This window comes from Shewanella denitrificans OS217 (genome assembly GCF_000013765.1).
In the GTDB taxonomy this organism is placed as follows: Bacteria; Pseudomonadota; Gammaproteobacteria; order Enterobacterales; family Shewanellaceae; genus Shewanella; species Shewanella denitrificans.
On record NC_007954.1, the window covers coordinates 896003 to 914240 of the forward strand.

The 18238-nt window shown below is 45.9% G+C and carries 21 protein-coding genes; 10 read left to right on the forward strand and 11 right to left on the reverse strand.

Going from position 1 to position 18238, the window contains the following annotated elements:
- Window positions 1-14: 14 nt before the first annotated feature.
- From SDEN_RS04020 to SDEN_RS04040, 5 genes are all read left to right on the forward strand, one after another.
- Window positions 15-959: a sterol desaturase family protein gene (locus tag SDEN_RS04020; RefSeq protein ID WP_011495231.1), complete on the forward strand. Its 945-nt coding sequence runs from the start codon at window positions 15-17 to the stop codon at window positions 957-959.
- A 477-nt stretch (window positions 960-1436) separates the two neighbouring features.
- On the forward strand, window positions 1437-1952 hold the full coding sequence (locus SDEN_RS04025) for a hypothetical protein (RefSeq protein WP_011495232.1): 516 nt from the start codon (window positions 1437-1439) through the stop codon (window positions 1950-1952).
- 226 nt (window positions 1953-2178) lie between these two features.
- A complete protein-coding gene (locus tag SDEN_RS04030; protein WP_011495233.1) occupies window positions 2179-2721 on the forward strand; it encodes an alpha/beta hydrolase in 543 nt (180 codons plus the stop codon).
- A gap of 119 nt (window positions 2722-2840) precedes the next feature.
- Entirely contained in the window at window positions 2841-3227 is a 387-nt protein-coding gene (locus tag SDEN_RS04035) for a GNAT family N-acetyltransferase (RefSeq protein ID WP_157599825.1), read from the forward strand.
- Window positions 3228-3406: 179 nt separating this feature from the next.
- On the forward strand, window positions 3407-4069 hold the full coding sequence (locus SDEN_RS04040) for a YoaK family protein (RefSeq protein ID WP_011495235.1): 663 nt from the start codon (window positions 3407-3409) through the stop codon (window positions 4067-4069).
- A 33-nt stretch (window positions 4070-4102) separates the two neighbouring features.
- Here the strand turns inward: SDEN_RS04040 and SDEN_RS04045 are convergent, their stop codons facing one another.
- Together SDEN_RS04045 and SDEN_RS04050 are read right to left on the reverse strand one after the other, a co-directional pair.
- Window positions 4103-4921 (reverse strand): DODA-type extradiol aromatic ring-opening family dioxygenase, encoded by an 819-nt coding sequence (locus tag SDEN_RS04045; RefSeq protein WP_011495236.1) that lies wholly within the window; start codon window positions 4919-4921, stop codon window positions 4103-4105.
- A gap of 112 nt (window positions 4922-5033) precedes the next feature.
- Window positions 5034-5483 (reverse strand): DoxX family protein, encoded by a 450-nt coding sequence (locus tag SDEN_RS04050; RefSeq protein ID WP_011495237.1) that lies wholly within the window; start codon window positions 5481-5483, stop codon window positions 5034-5036.
- Between the two features lie 162 nt (window positions 5484-5645).
- Here SDEN_RS04050 and SDEN_RS04055 point away from each other — a divergent pair, with 162 nt between their 5' ends.
- Window positions 5646-6557 (forward strand): LysR family transcriptional regulator, encoded by a 912-nt coding sequence (locus tag SDEN_RS04055; RefSeq protein WP_011495238.1) that lies wholly within the window; start codon window positions 5646-5648, stop codon window positions 6555-6557.
- Window positions 6558-6578: 21 nt separating this feature from the next.
- On the opposite strand, the gene SDEN_RS04060 is transcribed toward SDEN_RS04055, so the two are convergent.
- From SDEN_RS04060 to SDEN_RS04085, 6 genes are all read right to left on the reverse strand, one after another.
- Window positions 6579-7343 carry a heme ABC transporter ATP-binding protein gene (locus tag SDEN_RS04060; protein ID WP_011495239.1) on the reverse strand — a complete coding sequence of 255 codons (765 nt, stop codon included), beginning with the start codon at window positions 7341-7343 and terminating at the stop codon, window positions 6579-6581.
- Window positions 7344-7350: 7 nt separating this feature from the next.
- Window positions 7351-8373, reverse strand: a complete 1023-nt coding sequence (locus SDEN_RS04065; RefSeq protein ID WP_011495240.1) for a FecCD family ABC transporter permease — start codon at window positions 8371-8373, stop codon at window positions 7351-7353.
- A 4-nt stretch (window positions 8374-8377) separates the two neighbouring features.
- The gene (locus SDEN_RS04070) at window positions 8378-9238 is read right to left on the reverse strand and encodes a heme/hemin ABC transporter substrate-binding protein (protein ID WP_232279925.1); all 861 of its coding nucleotides are present in this window, start codon (window positions 9236-9238) and stop codon (window positions 8378-8380) included.
- Between the two features lie 124 nt (window positions 9239-9362).
- On the reverse strand, window positions 9363-9782 hold the full coding sequence (locus SDEN_RS04075; RefSeq protein ID WP_011495242.1) for an ExbD/TolR family protein: 420 nt from the start codon (window positions 9780-9782) through the stop codon (window positions 9363-9365).
- The gene (locus SDEN_RS04080) at window positions 9779-10573 is read right to left on the reverse strand and encodes a MotA/TolQ/ExbB proton channel family protein (RefSeq protein WP_011495243.1); all 795 of its coding nucleotides are present in this window, start codon (window positions 10571-10573) and stop codon (window positions 9779-9781) included. Before SDEN_RS04080 ends, SDEN_RS04075 begins: the two co-directional genes overlap by 4 nt.
- 27 nt (window positions 10574-10600) lie before the next feature.
- Window positions 10601-11362, reverse strand: a complete 762-nt coding sequence (locus SDEN_RS04085) for an energy transducer TonB (RefSeq protein ID WP_041405663.1) — start codon at window positions 11360-11362, stop codon at window positions 10601-10603.
- 226 nt (window positions 11363-11588) lie between these two features.
- On the opposite strand from SDEN_RS04085, the gene SDEN_RS04090 reads away from it, so the two are divergent.
- The 4 genes from SDEN_RS04090 (at window position 11589) to SDEN_RS04105 (ending at window position 15851) form a co-directional block, all read left to right on the forward strand.
- On the forward strand, window positions 11589-13661 hold the full coding sequence (locus SDEN_RS04090; RefSeq protein ID WP_011495245.1) for a TonB-dependent hemoglobin/transferrin/lactoferrin family receptor: 2073 nt from the start codon (window positions 11589-11591) through the stop codon (window positions 13659-13661).
- 77 nt (window positions 13662-13738) lie between these two features.
- Window positions 13739-14293 carry a heme utilization cystosolic carrier protein HutX gene (gene hutX, locus SDEN_RS04095; protein ID WP_011495246.1) on the forward strand — a complete coding sequence of 185 codons (555 nt, stop codon included), beginning with the start codon at window positions 13739-13741 and terminating at the stop codon, window positions 14291-14293.
- 52 nt (window positions 14294-14345) lie between these two features.
- Window positions 14346-14876, forward strand: coding sequence for a heme utilization protein HutZ (gene hutZ / locus SDEN_RS04100; protein WP_011495247.1), 531 nt, complete (start codon window positions 14346-14348; stop codon window positions 14874-14876).
- 273 nt (window positions 14877-15149) lie between these two features.
- A complete protein-coding gene (locus SDEN_RS04105; protein WP_011495248.1) occupies window positions 15150-15851 on the forward strand; it encodes a pseudouridine synthase in 702 nt (233 codons plus the stop codon).
- An 84-nt stretch (window positions 15852-15935) separates the two neighbouring features.
- On the opposite strand, the gene nadD is transcribed toward SDEN_RS04105, so the two are convergent.
- From nadD to lptE, 3 genes are read right to left on the reverse strand one after another with little or no spacing between them, the layout of a single operon-like run.
- Window positions 15936-16586: a nicotinate-nucleotide adenylyltransferase gene (nadD, locus tag SDEN_RS04110; RefSeq protein ID WP_011495249.1), complete on the reverse strand. Its 651-nt coding sequence runs from the start codon at window positions 16584-16586 to the stop codon at window positions 15936-15938.
- A 3-nt stretch (window positions 16587-16589) separates the two neighbouring features.
- On the reverse strand, window positions 16590-17621 hold the full coding sequence (gene holA, locus SDEN_RS04115; RefSeq protein WP_011495250.1) for a DNA polymerase III subunit delta: 1032 nt from the start codon (window positions 17619-17621) through the stop codon (window positions 16590-16592).
- Between the two features lie 36 nt (window positions 17622-17657).
- On the reverse strand, window positions 17658-18152 hold the full coding sequence (gene lptE, locus SDEN_RS04120; protein WP_041406040.1) for an LPS assembly lipoprotein LptE: 495 nt from the start codon (window positions 18150-18152) through the stop codon (window positions 17658-17660).
- Between the last annotated feature and the right edge of the window lie 86 nt (window positions 18153-18238).

Sequence of the window (18238 nt, forward strand, 5' to 3'; positions counted from 1 at the left end):
CACGGATTTAGATAATGGATTTTAGCTTCTCGGCCTTGGTCGAACACCCTGAATTACTGCTGCTGGCGTTGGCGCCACTGTTTTTTGTGTGCATCTTATTTGAGTGGCTCTGGGGCGACAGAGGTAACAAGCTGCCTAATAGCGCGAAATATCGCCCAGCGGAAGTCGCCTGTAACTTTGTGTTAGCCGGCATGCATCAAGGTGCGGATCTGCTCACAGGCTTACTGATTGCCAGTGTTTATCTAAGCTTATTTGATTGGCGCTTGTTCGATATCGAAATGAATTGGCAGGCGTTTTTAATCCTGATGGTAGCGCAAGATTTTTGTTATTACTGGTTCCACCGCGCCAGCCACAGAATTCGTTGGATGTGGGCCGCCCACGTGGTGCACCACAGCTCAGAAAACATGAATTTCAGCACAGCATTTAGGCAATCCTTAATGTACCCCTTAGCTGGCATGTGGGTATTTTGGTTGCCATTAGTCGTAATAGGGTTCGATCCTAATTGGGTGATATTTGTGGTGCTGTTAAACCTTGGCCTACAGTTCTTCGTTCACACTCAGGCCGTTAAATCTTTAGGACCATTGGAGTGGGTGATCAATACGCCTTCACACCACAGGGTACACCATGGCCGCAATCCGCAGTACATAGATAAGAATTATGCCGGTATTTTGATCGTTTGGGATCGCCTATTTGGCACCTATGAGAAAGAAGTCGAAACCGTGGAATATGGCATTACTAAGCCAGTGAACAGCTTTAACCCCATTAAGGTGACCTTTAGCGAATGGCGCGACATGTTTGCAGAAGCCTTTAGTGCCAACTTGAGCTTAACTGGCCGGCTTAAAATTTTATTCGCGCCGCCCACCACTCAAAATAGAGACATGCTCAAGAGTATTTCTAACAACCCTGATGAGCAAGTGAATGCTGATATCACAGCACCCGACGCCAAGCATCAGGCTTGATTTTAGTCTCAGTGGAATCGATTATTGAAACCTAAGCGTAAGGGTATTTACTTAAGTTAGCGGCAGTTACAAGGCCGATTGGATAACAGAGTGTACTCTAGGCAATAAATCTATGAAGCCGATGAAACCGACAATCGTCGGCAATGGCATCGAACCATCGGTTTAATGCCCTCATTGTCATCTCATAATGTACTTGGGCTTTCTGTGTTCTCATTGTGAACATAAAGTCACCTTGAGCAAGAACCACAGGCTTTATCTGGGATTTAGTTGGTTTCAATGTATTTTTTAATCGCAAATTTTTCATTTGGTTAATTAAAAAAAATATTGCCGGGGAATTTTATTTTTTAATAAAATACAGTAGGTTAGTTTAGGTTGTGTGTTTATAGCTCTTAGGGACTACAAGTGAAATTGGTTTACATGGACAATTAGCTGAGATTTGGCGAGGACGTTAATTTAATACTAAAGGATTGCGCAGTAATGAACAGCACTAAGTGGTACAAGAATCCAGAGATGATCGTCGCCTTATCAGCGTTACTGATAGGGTTAGTTACAGCTTTTACTTCAATATATTCAGCCTATGTGGATAGGGCTTATTCAAGAGCGTCAGTTTGGCCACGGATTGAAATATCTAGAAATTTTGGTGCTGAAACCTTTGGTTATAATGTGACTAATAGTGGCACAGGACCCGCAATGATTAATTACGCGAAAGTAAATTATGATTCAACATTTATTAAGTCCTGGTCTGACATTGATGTATTTGACAAGGTAATACAGTCTCATGTCGGTAATCGCATTCTGTCTTCACAACAGACGATACAGCCTCTGGTATATCAAGGTGACAAGGTAAAGGATATTCTTATTGCAGATGAAATGATTGGGATCGAACTGTGTTATTGCTCAATTTATGATGAGTGCTGGGTTATAGACAGAGAAAATCGACCTAAGCCAGTTGAATATTGCGAAGCAAAAACAGAAGAACTCTTTCTTCAGTAGCAGTAATAAATCCCCAGTATTCACTTAAATTTAGTATCCACTTAAATTTGCTGGCACTTAAATTTAGCAGTCACTTAAATTTAGAAAATCGCGTTTAAACGGTTTAGCCGTTAAGGGAGTTACTATCAAATATATACTCGTCCTGTGTTTATTTTTCTCGCCAGTTAGCTTTGCGGGCAACATCTATGAGCAATTTCCAGTTAAGGTTAATGCCAGCGAAAAATACGTGTTTTATTCCCATGGTTTTATTGTTGAAGGCGATGACCCTACGCCCATTAGCCCGCTATTTGGCAAGTATGAATTCCCCAAAATTAAACAAGCGCTAGCCGATGATGGCTATAACTTGATTGCCTACCACAGGCCGAAGAATACCGAGGTGAAGGCGTTTGCCAAGAAATTAGTTAGAGATGTGAATTTACTGATAGAAAAAGGCGTCAAGCCTGAGAATATCACCCTGCTGGGTTTCTCTCGTGGCGGCGTGATCACAATTAGGGCATCACACTACCTTAAGTCTCCCAAGGTGCGATTTGGGCTGTTAGCGGCTTGCCCCAGAGACATTAAAGACGGCGCCGAGTTAAGATTATATGGCAGGATTTATTCTATGTTTGAAACCTCAGACAGTGTCGGTTCTTGCCAGTTCTTAATCGTTCAAAGCCCCCAGGTGACAAGCTTTAACGAAATTACCATCAGTACCGGCCAAGGCCATGGTGCATTTTTTCGGCCGATACCAGAATGGATTATCCCAGTAAAAGCCTGGTTAAATCAGTAATAAAATAAAGTACCTAGCCTACATTAGGCTGTTTAATCTGTTGGTTGCTAACAAGCTTTCCTTATTCGGGAGTGGATAAATTGATATCAAATTATAGAGTGAGTTGTAATGTAGAAGACATGGATTTAGTCACCATTCATAGTTATTTATCCAGTTCTTATTGGGCTAAGCATATCCCCATAGCAACCATGGAAAAGGCCATTAACAACTCACTATGCTTTGGCATTTTTACCCATGCCGGTGAACAAGTGGCTTTTGCTCGCATGGTGACGGACTCAGCGACCTTTGCTTATCTTGCCGATGTGTTTGTGCTAGAAGATCACAGAGGATTAGGGCTCAGTAAATGGTTGATGGAAGAAGTATTAAAACACCCTCAATTACAAGGTTTACGCCGTATGGCTTTGGCAACACGGGATGCGCATGGACTCTATGAAAAATTTGGTTTTAGGGCCTTAACCTCGCCGGGTACATTCATGGAGTTACATCAGCCTAATGTATATGAGTAGAATGAATAAGAATAAAGAATTGTTGTAAGTGGCTGAATTTTATTTAATTATTTATTTTTGGCGTGGCGTGGCGGGTGTCGATAATCAAGTCATGCCATTGACAGATAGTTCTATCAATAAACTTAAGATTAGGATGACATTTACCTAATGATAGCGTGTCGCAAGCATAGGGAAGGATCATGATTTCAAAATTACCTCGTTGGGTCGAATATGGTTCATTTGTGCTTGCCTTGGTTGCAGGCTTTGTTAATTCCATTGGGTTACTTGGATTCAAACATCAATCCATTTCCCACTTATCTGGGATAACTACACTTCTTGGAGCCAGTATTGTCAATTCAACCTTGATTGATGTTTTTCATTTGGCCATAGTTATCCTTAGTTTTCTGGTCGGAGCCGCAATCTCAGGTTATTTTTTACGTAGTGGCGCATTAAAATTAGGGCGAAATTACAGCAGTCTTCTTTCGTTAGAAGGTATTTTTCTTTTAGGTTCGGTTTATTTTTTAGCAAAAGATGCATTATATGGTCATTATTTAGCCTCCGCGGCTTGTGGATTACAAAATGCCCTTGTCACCACTTATAGTGGCGCGGTTGTTAGAACAACCCATGTGACTGGCATATTTACTGATTTGGGCATTATGCTTGGTGCCAAATTGAGAGGAGAGCCATTGGACACAAGAAAAGTATTGTTATTTTTGCTAATCATTACTGGCTTTGTTCTAGGTGGTACATTTGGGGCCTATTTTTATAGCATCCTTAATTTTAAAGCCTTATACATACCAGCAAGTATTTGTTTTTTCTTGGCGCTATCTTATGCCATCTACAATGGAAAGTTTGGTCATTAACCAATAAGTTCAATAAGGTTAAGTACTTACTTTTTAACTTTGCTCGCTTTTGTACCAGACAAATGAACTCGAGTGCTTGTTCATAATCGTAAGACTTTGATGCTCATCACTGGCTCTGCCTGCCAGGCCATAGCAAATATGCAGCGGTAAAAGGTGTTCTTCCCTCGGATGGCAATAACGAGCATGTGGCGCGTGAGCCCAATGTTGCAGCAGGTCATGGCGATCGGTTTCATTTAGCTGTTTGTCACTCAGCGTATGCTGCAGCCAATGTTCGAATTCTTGGTTTTTCAGCTGACGCTCTTGGGTATTAGGGGCAAAAAACTCTCCCATATTATGGAAAGAAAACCCAGAACCTATGACTAAGAGGTTATCAACATTCAATGCCTGCAATGCGCGCCCTATTGCTAGGTGCTGCTCAGGATCTAGATCATTGATTAATGACAATTGAATGGTGGGAATATCCGCCTTTGGATACATTAAGGTCAAAGGCACATATAGACCATGATCATAGCCACGCTGACTATCTAGCTTTACTGCAATACCAGCATCTTTTAAGGCCTGCTGTACTTTCTTTGCCAGTATTGGCGAGCCAGGGCTTGGGTATTGCAATTCATAGGCTGCTGCTGGAAACCCCCGATAGTCGTAGATCATCTGAGGTGTGGGGCTGGCGGTGATGGTGGCCACCGCTGCTTCCCAATGTGCGCTGATAAGCAAAATCGCGCTGGGTTTATCGAGTTTACTGGCAAGCCCTGTTAAGTAGTTCACAAGCTCGGCATGGCTTGGGTCATTGAGCAGCGGCATAGGGCCGCCACCATGGGAAATAAACGCTATGTTGAGGTTTTTCATATTCATTCCGATCTCGACTAAAATAAATTATTAATCAAATGCTTAATCAGAAAGTCTGACATGGTAATTCCTTCAAGGGCTTGTGCCTTGAAGGTAGCAATACCCAGCTTAATAGTGCTTAGACTGCTAGCTTTTTGACAAGAAGATTATCAAGGCTTAAGCGACCACCCCCTTGCACCGTTAGGGCAACTAAGGCCACAAACAAGGTTAACGCGTATTCATAGCCATTGTTCGCCATAAAGAGTCCATTGCTTAAGTGTACTGAGACGATAGCCACTAACATGGTGAAGGCGGCAATCACAGCGGCAGGTCGTGTCAGTAAGCCTAAGAGTAATGCTAAACCACCAAAGAACTCGGCACTACCAGCCAGTATGGCCATTAGGTAACCCGGCGTCATGCCTATGCTGCTCATCCACTGGGCGGTGCCCTCTAAGCCGTAACCACCAAACCAGGCAAACAACTTTTGTCCGCCGTGGGCCGCCAGAATGATGCCAATAGGGGCTCTTAATATTAAGGCTGCCGTTCCCGCCTTGGATGTCAGTATCTTGCGTATTAATGATGTTTTCATTGTCTATTCCTCTATAGGGTATGTTGAGATTATTGTGCCCCGCTTTGCTGGGATAAACACACTTTACTATCAATACATTGAAAGAGTAATATCGATAATATTGAATAATTAACAACAAAATGTTGATAATTGTTGAGGGAATACATAAGCACGGAGTCGATAATGGATAGAATTGATGCTATGCGAGCATTTGTCTCAGTGGTGACAGAAGGTAGCTTTAGTCATGGGGCGAGCCACTTGCAGTTATCCCCCCAATTGGTGAGTAAGTACGTGTCTCAGTTAGAGGTGCGCCTGGGTGTGCGTTTACTCAATCGCACCACACGTAAAGTCAGTCTCACCGAAGCGGGCACGGAGTATTTTCAACATGCACAGCAGATATTATTAAGCATAGATGAAATGGATGCCCAGTTGGGCGGGTTACAGCAACAGCCTAAAGGCACATTAAGGATCAGCGCACCGGTATCCTTCGCTTTGAAGCACCTGGGAAGGTTAGTCACCGATTTTCAAATAGCTCATCCTTTAGTCAATGTGGATTTACAACTCAATGATCGTAAAGTCGATATTGTCGAAGAAGGTTTCGATGTCGCACTGCGCATAGGTCAGCTTAAAAGCTCATCACTGATTGCTAAGCATATCGCCCCCATACGTGTAGTGTTATGCGCCTCAGCTGACTACCTTCACAAGCACGGGACGCCAACTTGTGCCGAAGATCTAAAAGATCATAAGTACCTGCATTACAGTTACATAGAAATGGAAGGTAAGGCTAGTCGCTATCATTGGCTTAGGGGGAAAAACAATCAGCATAACAGCAAATTAGAAAGCAATAACGGCGATGTACTAGTTGAAGCCGCCATAGCTGGCGCGGGATTGGTCTTGCAACCGACATTTATCGCCAGCGAAGCTATTCGCCAAGGCAAACTCATCGAGATATTACCTGAATGTGAACCCGAGCCCTTAGGCTTATATGCCGTGTATGCCCATAGAAAACTTCTGCCCAATAAGATCAGGTGCTTTATTGATTTTATTGAAGGGTATTATGGCGCGCCGCCCTATTGGGATACGTTGACTCCTTGAGCTTGGCCATTGACTAAGGCATTACACAATCAATGGCATGGCGCTGTCTTGAGTGTGAATAAACTGGGCGTCGTAGTGCCACACTTGGCTTAGGGTATCTTTGGTGAGTACCTGTTGCGGGCTGCCTTGTTTAACGATTTCGCCATTATTTATGACCACTATGTTATCGGCGTAACGGGCGGCTTGATTAAGGTCGTGCAAGACCACGATTACGCCATAACCTTGTGAGTGGGCGAGTTCTCGAGCGAGGGTTAACACTTTATGTTGCTGAGCAAGATCGAGCGCCGAGGTGGGTTCATCCAACAATAGCAGCGGTGCTCGCGGTGCTTGGGCCAATTGGGTGAGCACGCGCGCCAAATGGACCCGCTGTTTTTCGCCGCCAGAAAGACTGGGGTAAGCTTGGTTTGCAAGGGGGCTTAAGTCTAACCGTGCCAGCTGTGATGCGACTAACGCCTTGCCTGCTTGCTGACTTATTGTCAGCGGATATAAGCCCAGCGCCACCACTTCTTCAACCGTAAAACCAAAGCTTAAGCTGGAGGATTGTGGCAATACCGCTAGGCATCTTGCTAGCTCGGCTTTGGGCCATTGGCCAAGGGGCTGCTGATAAAAACTTATCTCGCCTGACTCAGTCTTAAGGCTTTGGCATAGGGCTTTTAGCAGGCTGGATTTTCCTGCGCCGTTAGGGCCAAGTAATGCGGTGACTTCCCCTGAGCGAATGTCCAAGGAGATGTTTTTAAGTAAAGGTTTACGGCCTAAATTGATGTTAACCTGGTTAATGTTCAGCATTGATAACCTACAGCTTATTTTTCTGTTGTAACAACAAGAAGATAAAAAATGGCGCGCCAATTAACGCTGTCACTAACCCCACGGGGACCTCAGCGGGTGGACTGATGGCCCGTGCACCGATATCTGCTAATACCAACAATGCCGCCCCGAGTACCGCGCTAATGGGCAACAAGCGGGTGTGATCTGGGCCTATAAGCATACGCACTAGATGGGGTACGACTAAGCCGATAAAGCCAATAATGCCAGTCGCGGCCACACTGACGCCAACCCCAAGGGCGCAAAGGGTAATTAAGCGAATTTTAAGTTTATCCACTTCTATGCCTAAGTATCTGGCTTCGGCCTCTCCCAGTAATAGTGCGTTAAGGGCTTTGCCATCACGATTAAATTGCCAGCTAATAAAGCCTAATGTGACAGCGCACAGCAGCACATAGTGCCATTGGGCGCCGGCAATCGCGCCCATCTGCCATAGGGTTAAATCCCTTAACGCCATATCGTTGGCTAAATAGGTCAGTACGCCAATGCCAGCCCCAGCAAGGGCTGCAATAGCAACGCCGGACAGCAGTAATAACACCACTGAGGTGCCATTAGGACTACTGGCGAGGCGATAAACCGCTAAGGTAGTGACCATGCCGCCTGCAAAAGCGCAGATAGGCACCCAAAATCCGGCTAAATGTGGCAGCAACACGATACACAAAGCCGCCCCTAAGGCGGCGCCAGAAGAGACGCCGATGATCCCTGGATCTGCCAAGGGATTGCGAAATAACCCCTGCATCACAGCGCCGCACTGGGCCAAAATGCCGCCCACGCACAATGCCAGCAAGGTGCGCGGCAATCTGACGTTATTGATGATCAGTTGCTCATGGGCCGCGATAGTTTGCAGCTCTGTCTGCGTTAGCCAATTAATTACAGCGCTTAAGGTGTTGCCAAGGCCTATGGTGAACGGCCCTATGCTGATAGACAATATGCTGGCTAAGGTGACTAGCATCAGCAAGCTTGGCCATAGCCAGCGCATCATGGGGGATGTGTGCATGGGGCTATTTTATCTCTTGAGTCACTAAAAACTGCTGCACTAAAGTGTCAGCTGCATCAATGGCGGATAAGCCCAAGCCGCCAATCAAGGCTTCAGGTTTCAAGTTAATAAAAGCCTGCTGCTGGCCCGCTTTGGTGTGTGCAACTAAAGGAATTTGTTTAGTGACCTCATCAAACAGCGCTGCTGTCGCCTGCATGCTTTGCTCACTGCGATGGGACAATAAAATTACCTCAGGATTAAGGGCTAATATGCCTTCCCCAGAGACGCTTTTGTAGCTATCAAAGTCTGCTGCATTGGCGCCGCCAGCAAGGGTAATAATAAGATCTGCTGCGGTATCTTTACCGCCCACTCTGGCGGGCCTTCCTTCTTGAAGTAATAAAAACAGCACCTTAGGTTTACTCGTCAGTTGGCTACGCTTATCCGCGATTTGAGCGAGCTGCTGTTTGAGTGTGCGCTTAAGCTCAAGGGCCGAGCTTGGCTTGCCAACAATCTCACTTAAGCTGTCAATGTTGTCCATTAATTGCTGCTCAGTGGTGGCGCTATTGAGCTTGATGACGTGAATATTTGCTTGAGTCAGTAAGTGTAAACTGCTTTCTGGACCCATGACCTCAGAGCCAATCACATGGCTAGGATTAAGGCCAATAATGCCTTCGGCTGACAACATTCTGTGGTAGCCAAGCCGCTGCACTTGAGTCATTGAAGGGGCAAGTTTTGCTGGTATTTGGCTGGTGGAATCTATCCCCACTAATTGCGGCGCGGCGCCTAGGGCGAGTATGAGTTCAGTGACTCCAGCGCCTGCGCTAACAAGACGGGTTTGCTTGGTTTCAGGGAGATTAACCGGTTTTTTAGCGGAAGCTGATGTCACATTTGCTAAAGCATAACTGGCGCTAAATATGATTGTCGTGCCCATTGTTATGATTAATGCTCTTATCGCGAAAGCTTTATCCGAAAAGGTTAATTTTCTGCAAAAAATAGTTTGAGATGTCATATTAAGATTCCATTAAAATTTGGGTGTTTTCGATATTAAGGCGTTGTAATAATTCAAGTAGTGTCATCAAAGGCTGCACGGGGGCATTTTTATCTGCGGCGACAATCACTTTGGCGTCTGGGGTGAGCTTAATTTGCTTGATGAACTCGCTTTCAAACTCATCCCAGCTGTCAAACGCTTGCCCCTCTAAACTCCAGTGAGGCGCTTTAGGCAATAGGGTTATGGTCAGGTTTGTGTGTGCACCCAGTGGCGCAACCTCATCGCTTTGAGCCTTGGGCACGTCAATGGGCAAGGTCATCAAACGACTGTTGGCTGTGAGTAATAAAAACACCAACACGATAAAAATAATGTCGATAAGCGCTGTGAGATCAAGCCCTTGGGCTTGGCTTGCCCTCAGGCTCTTGTGGGGGTGACCGATCATGATGACATGCTCGCCTTAGCAGTGGTGTCGAGGTCACTTTGCGAATTCTTTTCCGGCGCTAGGGTTAGCGGTGCTAAGGCTTGTGTATTCACCCCTTCAAGCCAGAGGTTTAAACGGTTGAGTACCTGACTAATATGGCTTAAGTGATGGTCGGCATAAAAGCCAAACAGGTGGGCGGCGCTGATACTGGGCACGGCAATTAATAGCCCTGCTGCTGTGGTATTCATGGCAAGTCCTAAGCCTTGGCTTAACTGGGCTGGCGTCACAGGCCCTTGGGATTGACCTAGCTCAGTGAACATGGCGATAAGGCCAAGCACAGTGCCCAGCAAGCCTAATAGCGGAGTAATCACCCCTAATGTTTGCAGCAATTTAAGTCCAGCGTGGAGCTGTTGATGTTTTTGCACTAACCACAGGCCGAGCACTTCTTCACGTAGACTTTTGGTTTGCTGAGCTTGCTGTAATAAGGCTAAGCAGCCCGAAGCCAGCATGGTTTTTTGACTTTCAAGCAAGGCGATAAGCGGCTGTATTTGTGGCTCATGAGCTTGGCTGGCTGATCCATCTAATTCGCAAGCTTTATTCGCCACCACCCGAGGCGAAGCTAATAAAGTATCGAGTGCATCGAGGCAATGTTTACGACGCTTATGCAGCTTAAGGTTTTTGCTTAGGCTTTCGCTAAGCACTAACGCTAGGCGTTCAAGGCAGATGAGCAAGCTGATAAAGGCGCACACTAGCAGTGGCCAGGTGAGCAGACCTAAGTCTTGTTCAAGCTGAGGGAGTAAATGTAGCGACATCTTAGGGTGTCCAAAAGGTTAATTAAATTAATTCAGCGTAAAAGTCACAGGCACTTGCACCCGATAAGCGAGGGCGCTTTGAGGGCTAGGAGGTGAAAATTGCCACAGTTTTACCGCATCTAATGCCGCTTTATCTAAGATGGCCGCACCTGAGCTATCGACTAGGTTTAACTCGATCTGCTTACCTAGATTATCGAATAACACCTCCACCAATGCGGTGCCTTGCAAGCCGCGTTTGCGTGCAAGGCGCGGGTAGTTAGGTTTAGTTGGCGGCGCAGAAAATTTTGGTTTTCCAAGGCTTAATTGACTTTGCATTGCCGCATGATTTACCGGCGCAGATACTTGCTCTACGGCTTCTAATGCCTGTGGTTGGGCACTGCTATTAGACGCTGTTTGAGCGAGCATCTCTGTTGATGTGTCAGTTTTACTGGCAGTCTGGCTTGGCTCTGGCTTAACTTCTGGCTTAACTTTAGCTATTGGCTCTGAATTAGCGACAGGCTTAGGCTTGTTTATTGGTTTAGGTTTGCTTACCAGCGCGGGTGTCGTGACGGTATCGTGCGCAGTCTTGATGCTGTTATTGGCTGTGATTTCAGGCTCAGTGGCTTGAGATCTAAAGCTTAAGGCTAGGCTGACGTTATTTTTAGTGGGTGCAGAACGGTTATTGTGATTGGCGCTACTTGGCAGTGCATCGCTTGCTTGGGAGCCTGAATAGGCATAAACACCAGCAAGCAAACCCATTTGCACTGAAATAATGATGCCAGCAGTCAGCATGTAGCGTTTAGGGGTCACAGATTTATCCTCTATCGGTCGCAATTCAGAGAGTCTTAAGATCCACATTTGATCTCAGCAGTGACTAAATTACATTAATCTAAACAAGATCGCAAATGATAATGATTTTCATTTGATCTATTTGTTTTTCTCAGATAGAGTACCGCCAAAATACGCGTTAACAGGCATTTATCGCCAATGCCTATAGTTAGCCAAGCTGGGTATTAATGCATCTTAAGGGAAAATCATGAACAAGAAACCATTAGTGATAGCCGTGACCTTTGCTATCTTCAACGCTACTAGTGTTGGCGCTTATGCCGCTAACAATCAAGCTGTCACTGAGCTAGAAGAAGTGCTGGTCAATGCCACTCGTATCGATGAGAGCCTAGCTAAGTCGAGCCGCGCCATTGTTAAAATCTCAGCAGCCCAGCTTGAAGAGTCACAACCATCATCGGCTGCCCAAGCGCTAAAGCATGAGGCCAATATCACAGTCACTAATGGTCCACGTCCATCGGCCCAAGGGGTTGAAATTCGTGGGTTAAGCGGTAACCGCGTGTTGCAAACTGTGGATGATGCGCGCCAGAATGCGGGTTCAGGTCACAGAGGGACTTATTTCATCGATCCTGAAATGCTTAAGTCCATTGAAGTGCTAAAGGGGCCTTCAAGCAGCTTGTGGGGCAGTGGTGCGATTGGCGGTGTGGTGGCGCAATACACTAAGTCGGCGCAAGACTTTCTTGAGGACGGTGAGCATTTTGGTGGCTATCTAAAGCAAGGCTATGAAACCAATGGCTCGCGCACTAAAACCAGTGGCAGCATTTACGGTGTGCAGGACAGCATTGATTGGCTTGTCAATGGCAGCTACCTTGACAGCAATAATATCAAAATTGGCAAGGATGAGAGCTTAAATAACAGCGCATCACAAGGTCACAGCGCGTTAGGTAAGTTAGGCTGGCAATTGGATGATGCTCAGCGTTTGGAGCTGTCTTTAAGAAGTAACAATAGCAATGAGTTAGTGCCAAGTAACCCAAGTGCCGAAGTCAGCCGCTCTGTGCCATTAGTGCGCCGCGAAACCACGGACAACAACCTAAGCTTGGTTTACGAGCTTAACCCAAGTGATAACGCTTATTTAGATGCTAAGGCATTAATTTACGTTAACCAAACAGATTATGATGAAAATAGGGTCACTAAGGGGCAGATAGATGCCACAGAATTTAATACCTTAGGATTAAGTCTAAGTAATAAGTCAATTTTTGGCGCAGGCCTTGGCCGCACCGAATTAGTCTATGGCGTAGATGGTTATAAAGACACCATTGAAACTGTACGTGACGATAAAGGTCAAACGGGTCAGCGTCCGGGCAATATTGATGGCGAAGTCAGTACCTTAGGGGTGTTTGTTGTCGGTAAAGTTAGCCTAAGCGATACAGTATCGGTAGAGCCTGCGCTACGTTATGACAGCTTTAGCAACCAGAGCAATAACCTAGGGTTAGAAACTGACGATAGCGCCGTGTCGCCATCATTGGCATTGGTGTGGCAGAGTACCCCTTGGTTAAATTTGAGTGCCCGTTACGATCAAGCATTTCGCGCCCCAAGCATAGAAGAAATGTACTCAAGTGGCAGCCATTACTGTATCCCGCCTATTCCGCGCTTCTTGCCAAACGGCATGTGCAATACCTTCGCTATTAATCCCGATTTGAAAGCGGAAAAAGCGAAAAACAAGGAGCTTAAAGCCGATTTTAGCTTCAGTGAGCTTAGTGCTACTGGCGCCGATGACGAGCTAAACCTGACCTTAAGTGTGTTCCGTAACGATGTGGATGACTTTATTGTTCAGAGCGTCAGCAATCCATTGATGGGTATTCCAGGTTTTGAGCAAACTACCTCGTGGAATAACGTGAGTTCAGCTGAATTAACGGGTTTTGAGATTTCCAGCCGCTACCGTTATAACCAGACGCGTTTAAGCGTCAACTACGGTCAAACTCAAGGTAAAGACGCTGATACCAATGAATATATTGCGAATATTCCGGCCAACAAGCTGAGCCTAGATTTATCTCAAGGCATCATGGAGGGCGATGTTAAGTTAGGGACTCGCTTAAGCTATGTCGCAAGCCAAACGGATGTGCCTCTTGATAACAACGTGGCCCAATATGATGACTACAAATTGTGGGACGTCTATGTGGCATGGGAGCCATCAATGGGTGATTTAGCCGGCCTTCGTGTTGATTTTGCTATTGAAAACATCGGTGACGAGCAATACAAGCAAGCGTGGCAAACCTTGTTCGAACAAGGGCGAAACATGAAGTTATCCGCCCGCTACCAGTTTTAAGCGCCTACTCTGGTATTAGTTAAATGAGTAATCACCCTGCCTCACATTCTGTGTGAGGCATTTTTAGGATAATAAATATGAGCGAATTAATGGCAAAGGATCTTGATAGCATAGATGCGTTAACCTTGACACAGTTGCAGCATACCTTAATCAATTCGCCACAAATGATGCCAGCCCAAGTGGCGAAAGAGCATGGGGTGAGTGAGCTTGCGGTAGTCAAAGCCATGAGCAGCGAAGAGGCCTGCTTTTTAGCCTTGACCGATAAAGACGAGTTGTTAGCCAGCCTGCCAAGCTGGGGCAATATGACCACCATAATTGCTGTGTCTGGCAGTATTTTTGAATTTAAAGGTAGCTTCCCAGAAGGTAAGTATGCCCATGGATATTATAATATTTACACCAAAGGCGAGGGCTTGCACGGTCATCTTTTGATGGACAATATCGGCCATATCGCTTTAATCAGCCGACCTTTTAGAGGCCAAGAAAGCTATTCAATTAACTTCTTTGGTGCAGAAGGTGAGATGGTCTTTAAAGTGTATTTAGGCCGAGATAAACAGCGGGTGCTTATTGCTTCCCAGGTCGAACAGTTTAAGGCGCTGGTGTTGAAAGCATTGGCATCTAGCTCAAGCATTTAGCTCAAGCATTGAACACCAGCATTTAAGATTAATTCAGTACAAGGTTTACCCTATGACAACCAATAAAGATGGAAGATTAGCAGATAAATTATTGCCAGAAATTGAAGCGTTTAAGCAACAAAAGCTGACGTTAGAGCTTGCAACTAATGATGCAGACGGCAAGCCAAACGTGAGTTATGCGCCTTTTGCTGTTGATGAACGTGGTTTTTACATTTTGGTCAGTGATATGGCACGCCATGGGATGAATTTAAAAGCCAAGGATGATGTCAGCGTGATGTTAGTCGAAGATGAAGCTAGCGCAAAAACTGTGTTTGCCCGTAAACGCTTAACTTTTGATGCTAAGGCGCAACTTATCAGTAGAGACACTGCAGATTTCACCCAAGGGGTTGCATCACTGGTGGCCCGTTTTGGTGAAATGAGTGAAAACTTAGCGGCGCTGGCTGATTTTAATTTATATCGCTTAGTGCCTCATAAAGGCTTGTACGTGAAAGGCTTTGGTCAGGCGTTTAGCTTAACGGGTGCAGAGTTGATGGATTTAAGTTGGCAGCGTGCAGGCCAGCACGGCGTGAGTCAAAACGCTTAAGCAGACAACCAGAAAGATATAAGTCTTCACACTGCCTGAAGAGAGCCGCCTGAACAGCACTGCCCGAACAAAGCGTTGGGCAGTCATCTTCAATCCACTCCTTCATTATGCCTCGATGTAAATCTCTCAACAAAGCTATCTCAACAATGTTATCTCAACAGCGCTATCTACAAATTACTGCTACACAGCGATAGTAATAATATACTGGCCTTGTTTATTGCTTTTGATAACGGATAATGCAGTTAATGCCTTTTATGAGTGATATTTGTTGTTATGCGCTTAGATAAATTTGTCTGCAAAAGTACCCCTTTGTCTCGAACAGAGGCGGTTCAGGTTATTCATCATGAAAGAGTGCTGGTCAACGGGGTGGCGATAGTCGATGAAGCGGCGCAGGTGCATGAAAATAATCACATTATTCTCGATGGTAAGCATCTTGTCCCCAGGCCTTTTCGCTACCTCTTACTGCATAAACCTGCCAATTGCTTAAGCGCCAATATCTCTGAACCTAGCAAGTCGACAAAGTACCCCTCGGTGTTCGATGTATTGAACATAGATAACAGCAGTGAGCTGCATTTAGTTGGTCGATTGGATGCGGATACCACAGGGCTATTACTCGCCACCGATGATGGTCGCTGGTCATTTACTATCACAAGTCCCAACTCTGATTGCAGCAAAGTGTACCGGGTTGGGCTTGCTAAACCCCTAGGGCCAGAGGTTGCCGATAAGTTTTTAGCGGGGATCTTATTGCAAGGGGAACACGAGCTTACCTTGCCCGCCAAACTTGAAGTTATTTCGCCTAACCAAGTGTTATTGACTCTGACTCAGGGAAAGTTTCATCAAGTAAAACGTATGTTTGCCGCCGTGGGGAATAAGGTGGTGTCGCTGCATAGAGAGAAAATTGGCGCTATCAGTTTGGATGTGCCCCAAGGGCAGTGGCGCGCACTAACAGAGGCTGAAGTTAACGCCATGGGCTAACGGGTTTTTCCTGACTAACCACTAACCATTAACCATTAACCACTAACCATTAACCATTAACCATTAACCATTCACTACTCAGATTTAGCGGTACAGCTGATGTTGTTTGATGTAATCGATAATGTTGGCAGGTAGCAGCGGGCTTAATGCCTGATTATTCATGCTCTGGGCGCTTATCTGAGCCCTTATCTCAGTGGATGAAATATCTTGCGCTGTGATGTTGACGGGGAAAATACTACCGACCTTCGTTTCCTTTATCGAGTTACCTTTAATTGCCTGCTGTTGCACCTTGATTTGCATTAGCGTCGCCATGGGCGAGGTGTATTCGAGTTGCCAACCAGGGCGCTGACAGACGACGATATGGCACAGCTCAAACAGGGTTTGCCATTGATACCAGCGGTCCAGCTGGATAAATGAGTCCATGCCCATGATGAAGTAAAACTCATGCTCGGGATAAGCCTGCGTCAACTGCTGTAAGCTAGTGACGGTGAAAGACGGCGTATCGCGGTTTATTTCAATGTCGCAAAGTTCAAATTCATTGTGTTGGCTGCACACCAACTGCACCATAGCCAGCCTGTGGGCGGTGCCGGTTTTAGGGCCGGCTTTATGGGGCGGAATGTGATTGGGCATCAGCCAAATGCTGTCTAGATTAAGTGCGTTTTTCACTTCCAGTGCGGGGCGAATATGGCCGTAATGGATAGGGTCGAAGGTGCCACCTAAAATACCGATTCGCATGGCTTAGCCTAATTCAATATGGGCAAGTTTGCTGTGGGCGGCGGGATCAAACAATAAACACAAGTGGCTCAGTCCAACCCAGTTGTCATCGCCGTGTTGCTTGAGATTAACTTCAAGCTTAGAAGCAAATGCCAGCATGTGTTCAATCTGAGCCAAAGACAAGTGACTTAAAGCATGTTGATACAAGGGTTTACGCTTATCCCAAATGCGGTGCTTTGACCATAACGCATTCAGTTGCTCCCCTTGTGCTTGCGCTTGTTTAAGCGCCAGTAAGGTGGAGAGCTCTTTAAACAGTGCCCACAGCAGGATGGGCAGCGCTGTGTCTTCGCTGGCGAGCTGGGCTAGCATGTGCTGGGCTTGTTTTTGATGATTGCTAAGCAGTGCATCCATTAATTGGAACACACTGAAATGTGACTGATCTTCAAAGTAGTCGCTGAGCTTATCGCTGTGGATGAGGGTGTTAGGGCTGAGTAATTGCAGCAGCTGTAAGGCTTGCTCTGCGGCCAACAAATTGCCTTCAAACAAGTTAAATAACATGGCCTTGGCATCATGATCTAGCTGCAGTTTATACAAGTTGATGCGCTCGTCGAGCCAGCGAGAAAACTGCTTACCCTCGGGGGTAATGCAAGGCACATAAACCCCATGGGCATCTAAACTTTTAAACCATTTATTATTGGTCTGCTCGCTCGCAAGCTTAGGGCCGTGAAGGATCAGTAGTACATCAGGATTAGGAAATTGCATCAGGCTTTGCAGCGCGGCTGAGCCATCGGTGCCGGGCTTGGCATTGGGTAGCTGCAGCTCGATAATGCGCCGACTGGCAAACAAACTCATGGATTGCCACTCTTGCTGGAGTTCATCCCAATTGAAGTTGTTCTCTTGAGCCAGTTGCACTCGCTCTTCAAAGCCTTGTTTTTTAGCGGCTTTGAGGATTTGCCTCTTGGCATTATCCACAAGCCAAGGGTCGTCACCAAACAGCAGAAAACACGCGGGAAGCTTGGTTAAGTATTGGCTGAGTTTATCTGGATAGACGCGCATCAGCGGGCAAGGACTTTGGTTAACAGGCGCACAGTATTAGTTCGCCTCGATGGAGGATAGAGTTTGAATAATATTGTCAGCCGCTTGGATGCGCATCTCTTTGACTAATAACTCCATTTCACGGCTTTTAGCTAACGCTGTGCGAGGATCGTCTTGGTAGTCGCGGCGGATCTCCACATCAAATTCCTGGGGATCTTGTTGGTAGAAGGCAACGGAGAAATGCACATGATAAATCAGCTCATATTCGGCCACATTACCTGTCGGGTAAAGTGACAAAGTGCTGCGCTCTAAGGTGTCTGATATCAAGCGTAAGGTCGGCTGTTTTTCATCAGCATCAATTAAACTGATGCGGTTTACCCGCAGGCGGTCGGCAACCAGACGAGATAACTCACTGTATTTATCGGTACTACTAAGGTGCAGCTGTTCAAGGGATGCTGGAATGGAGTAACTGCGCTGCAATTTAAAGCCGCAGCCACTGGTCATCAGCAACACTGCTGCGATTAATGCTAGGCCTGTGGATTTCAAAGGGATCACGAAATTAGCCTCCTTGTGATTGATAACTGTGGTGATAGTAAATTATAAGGCTAACTTTTTCTCGCTAAATGTTTATCTCTAAA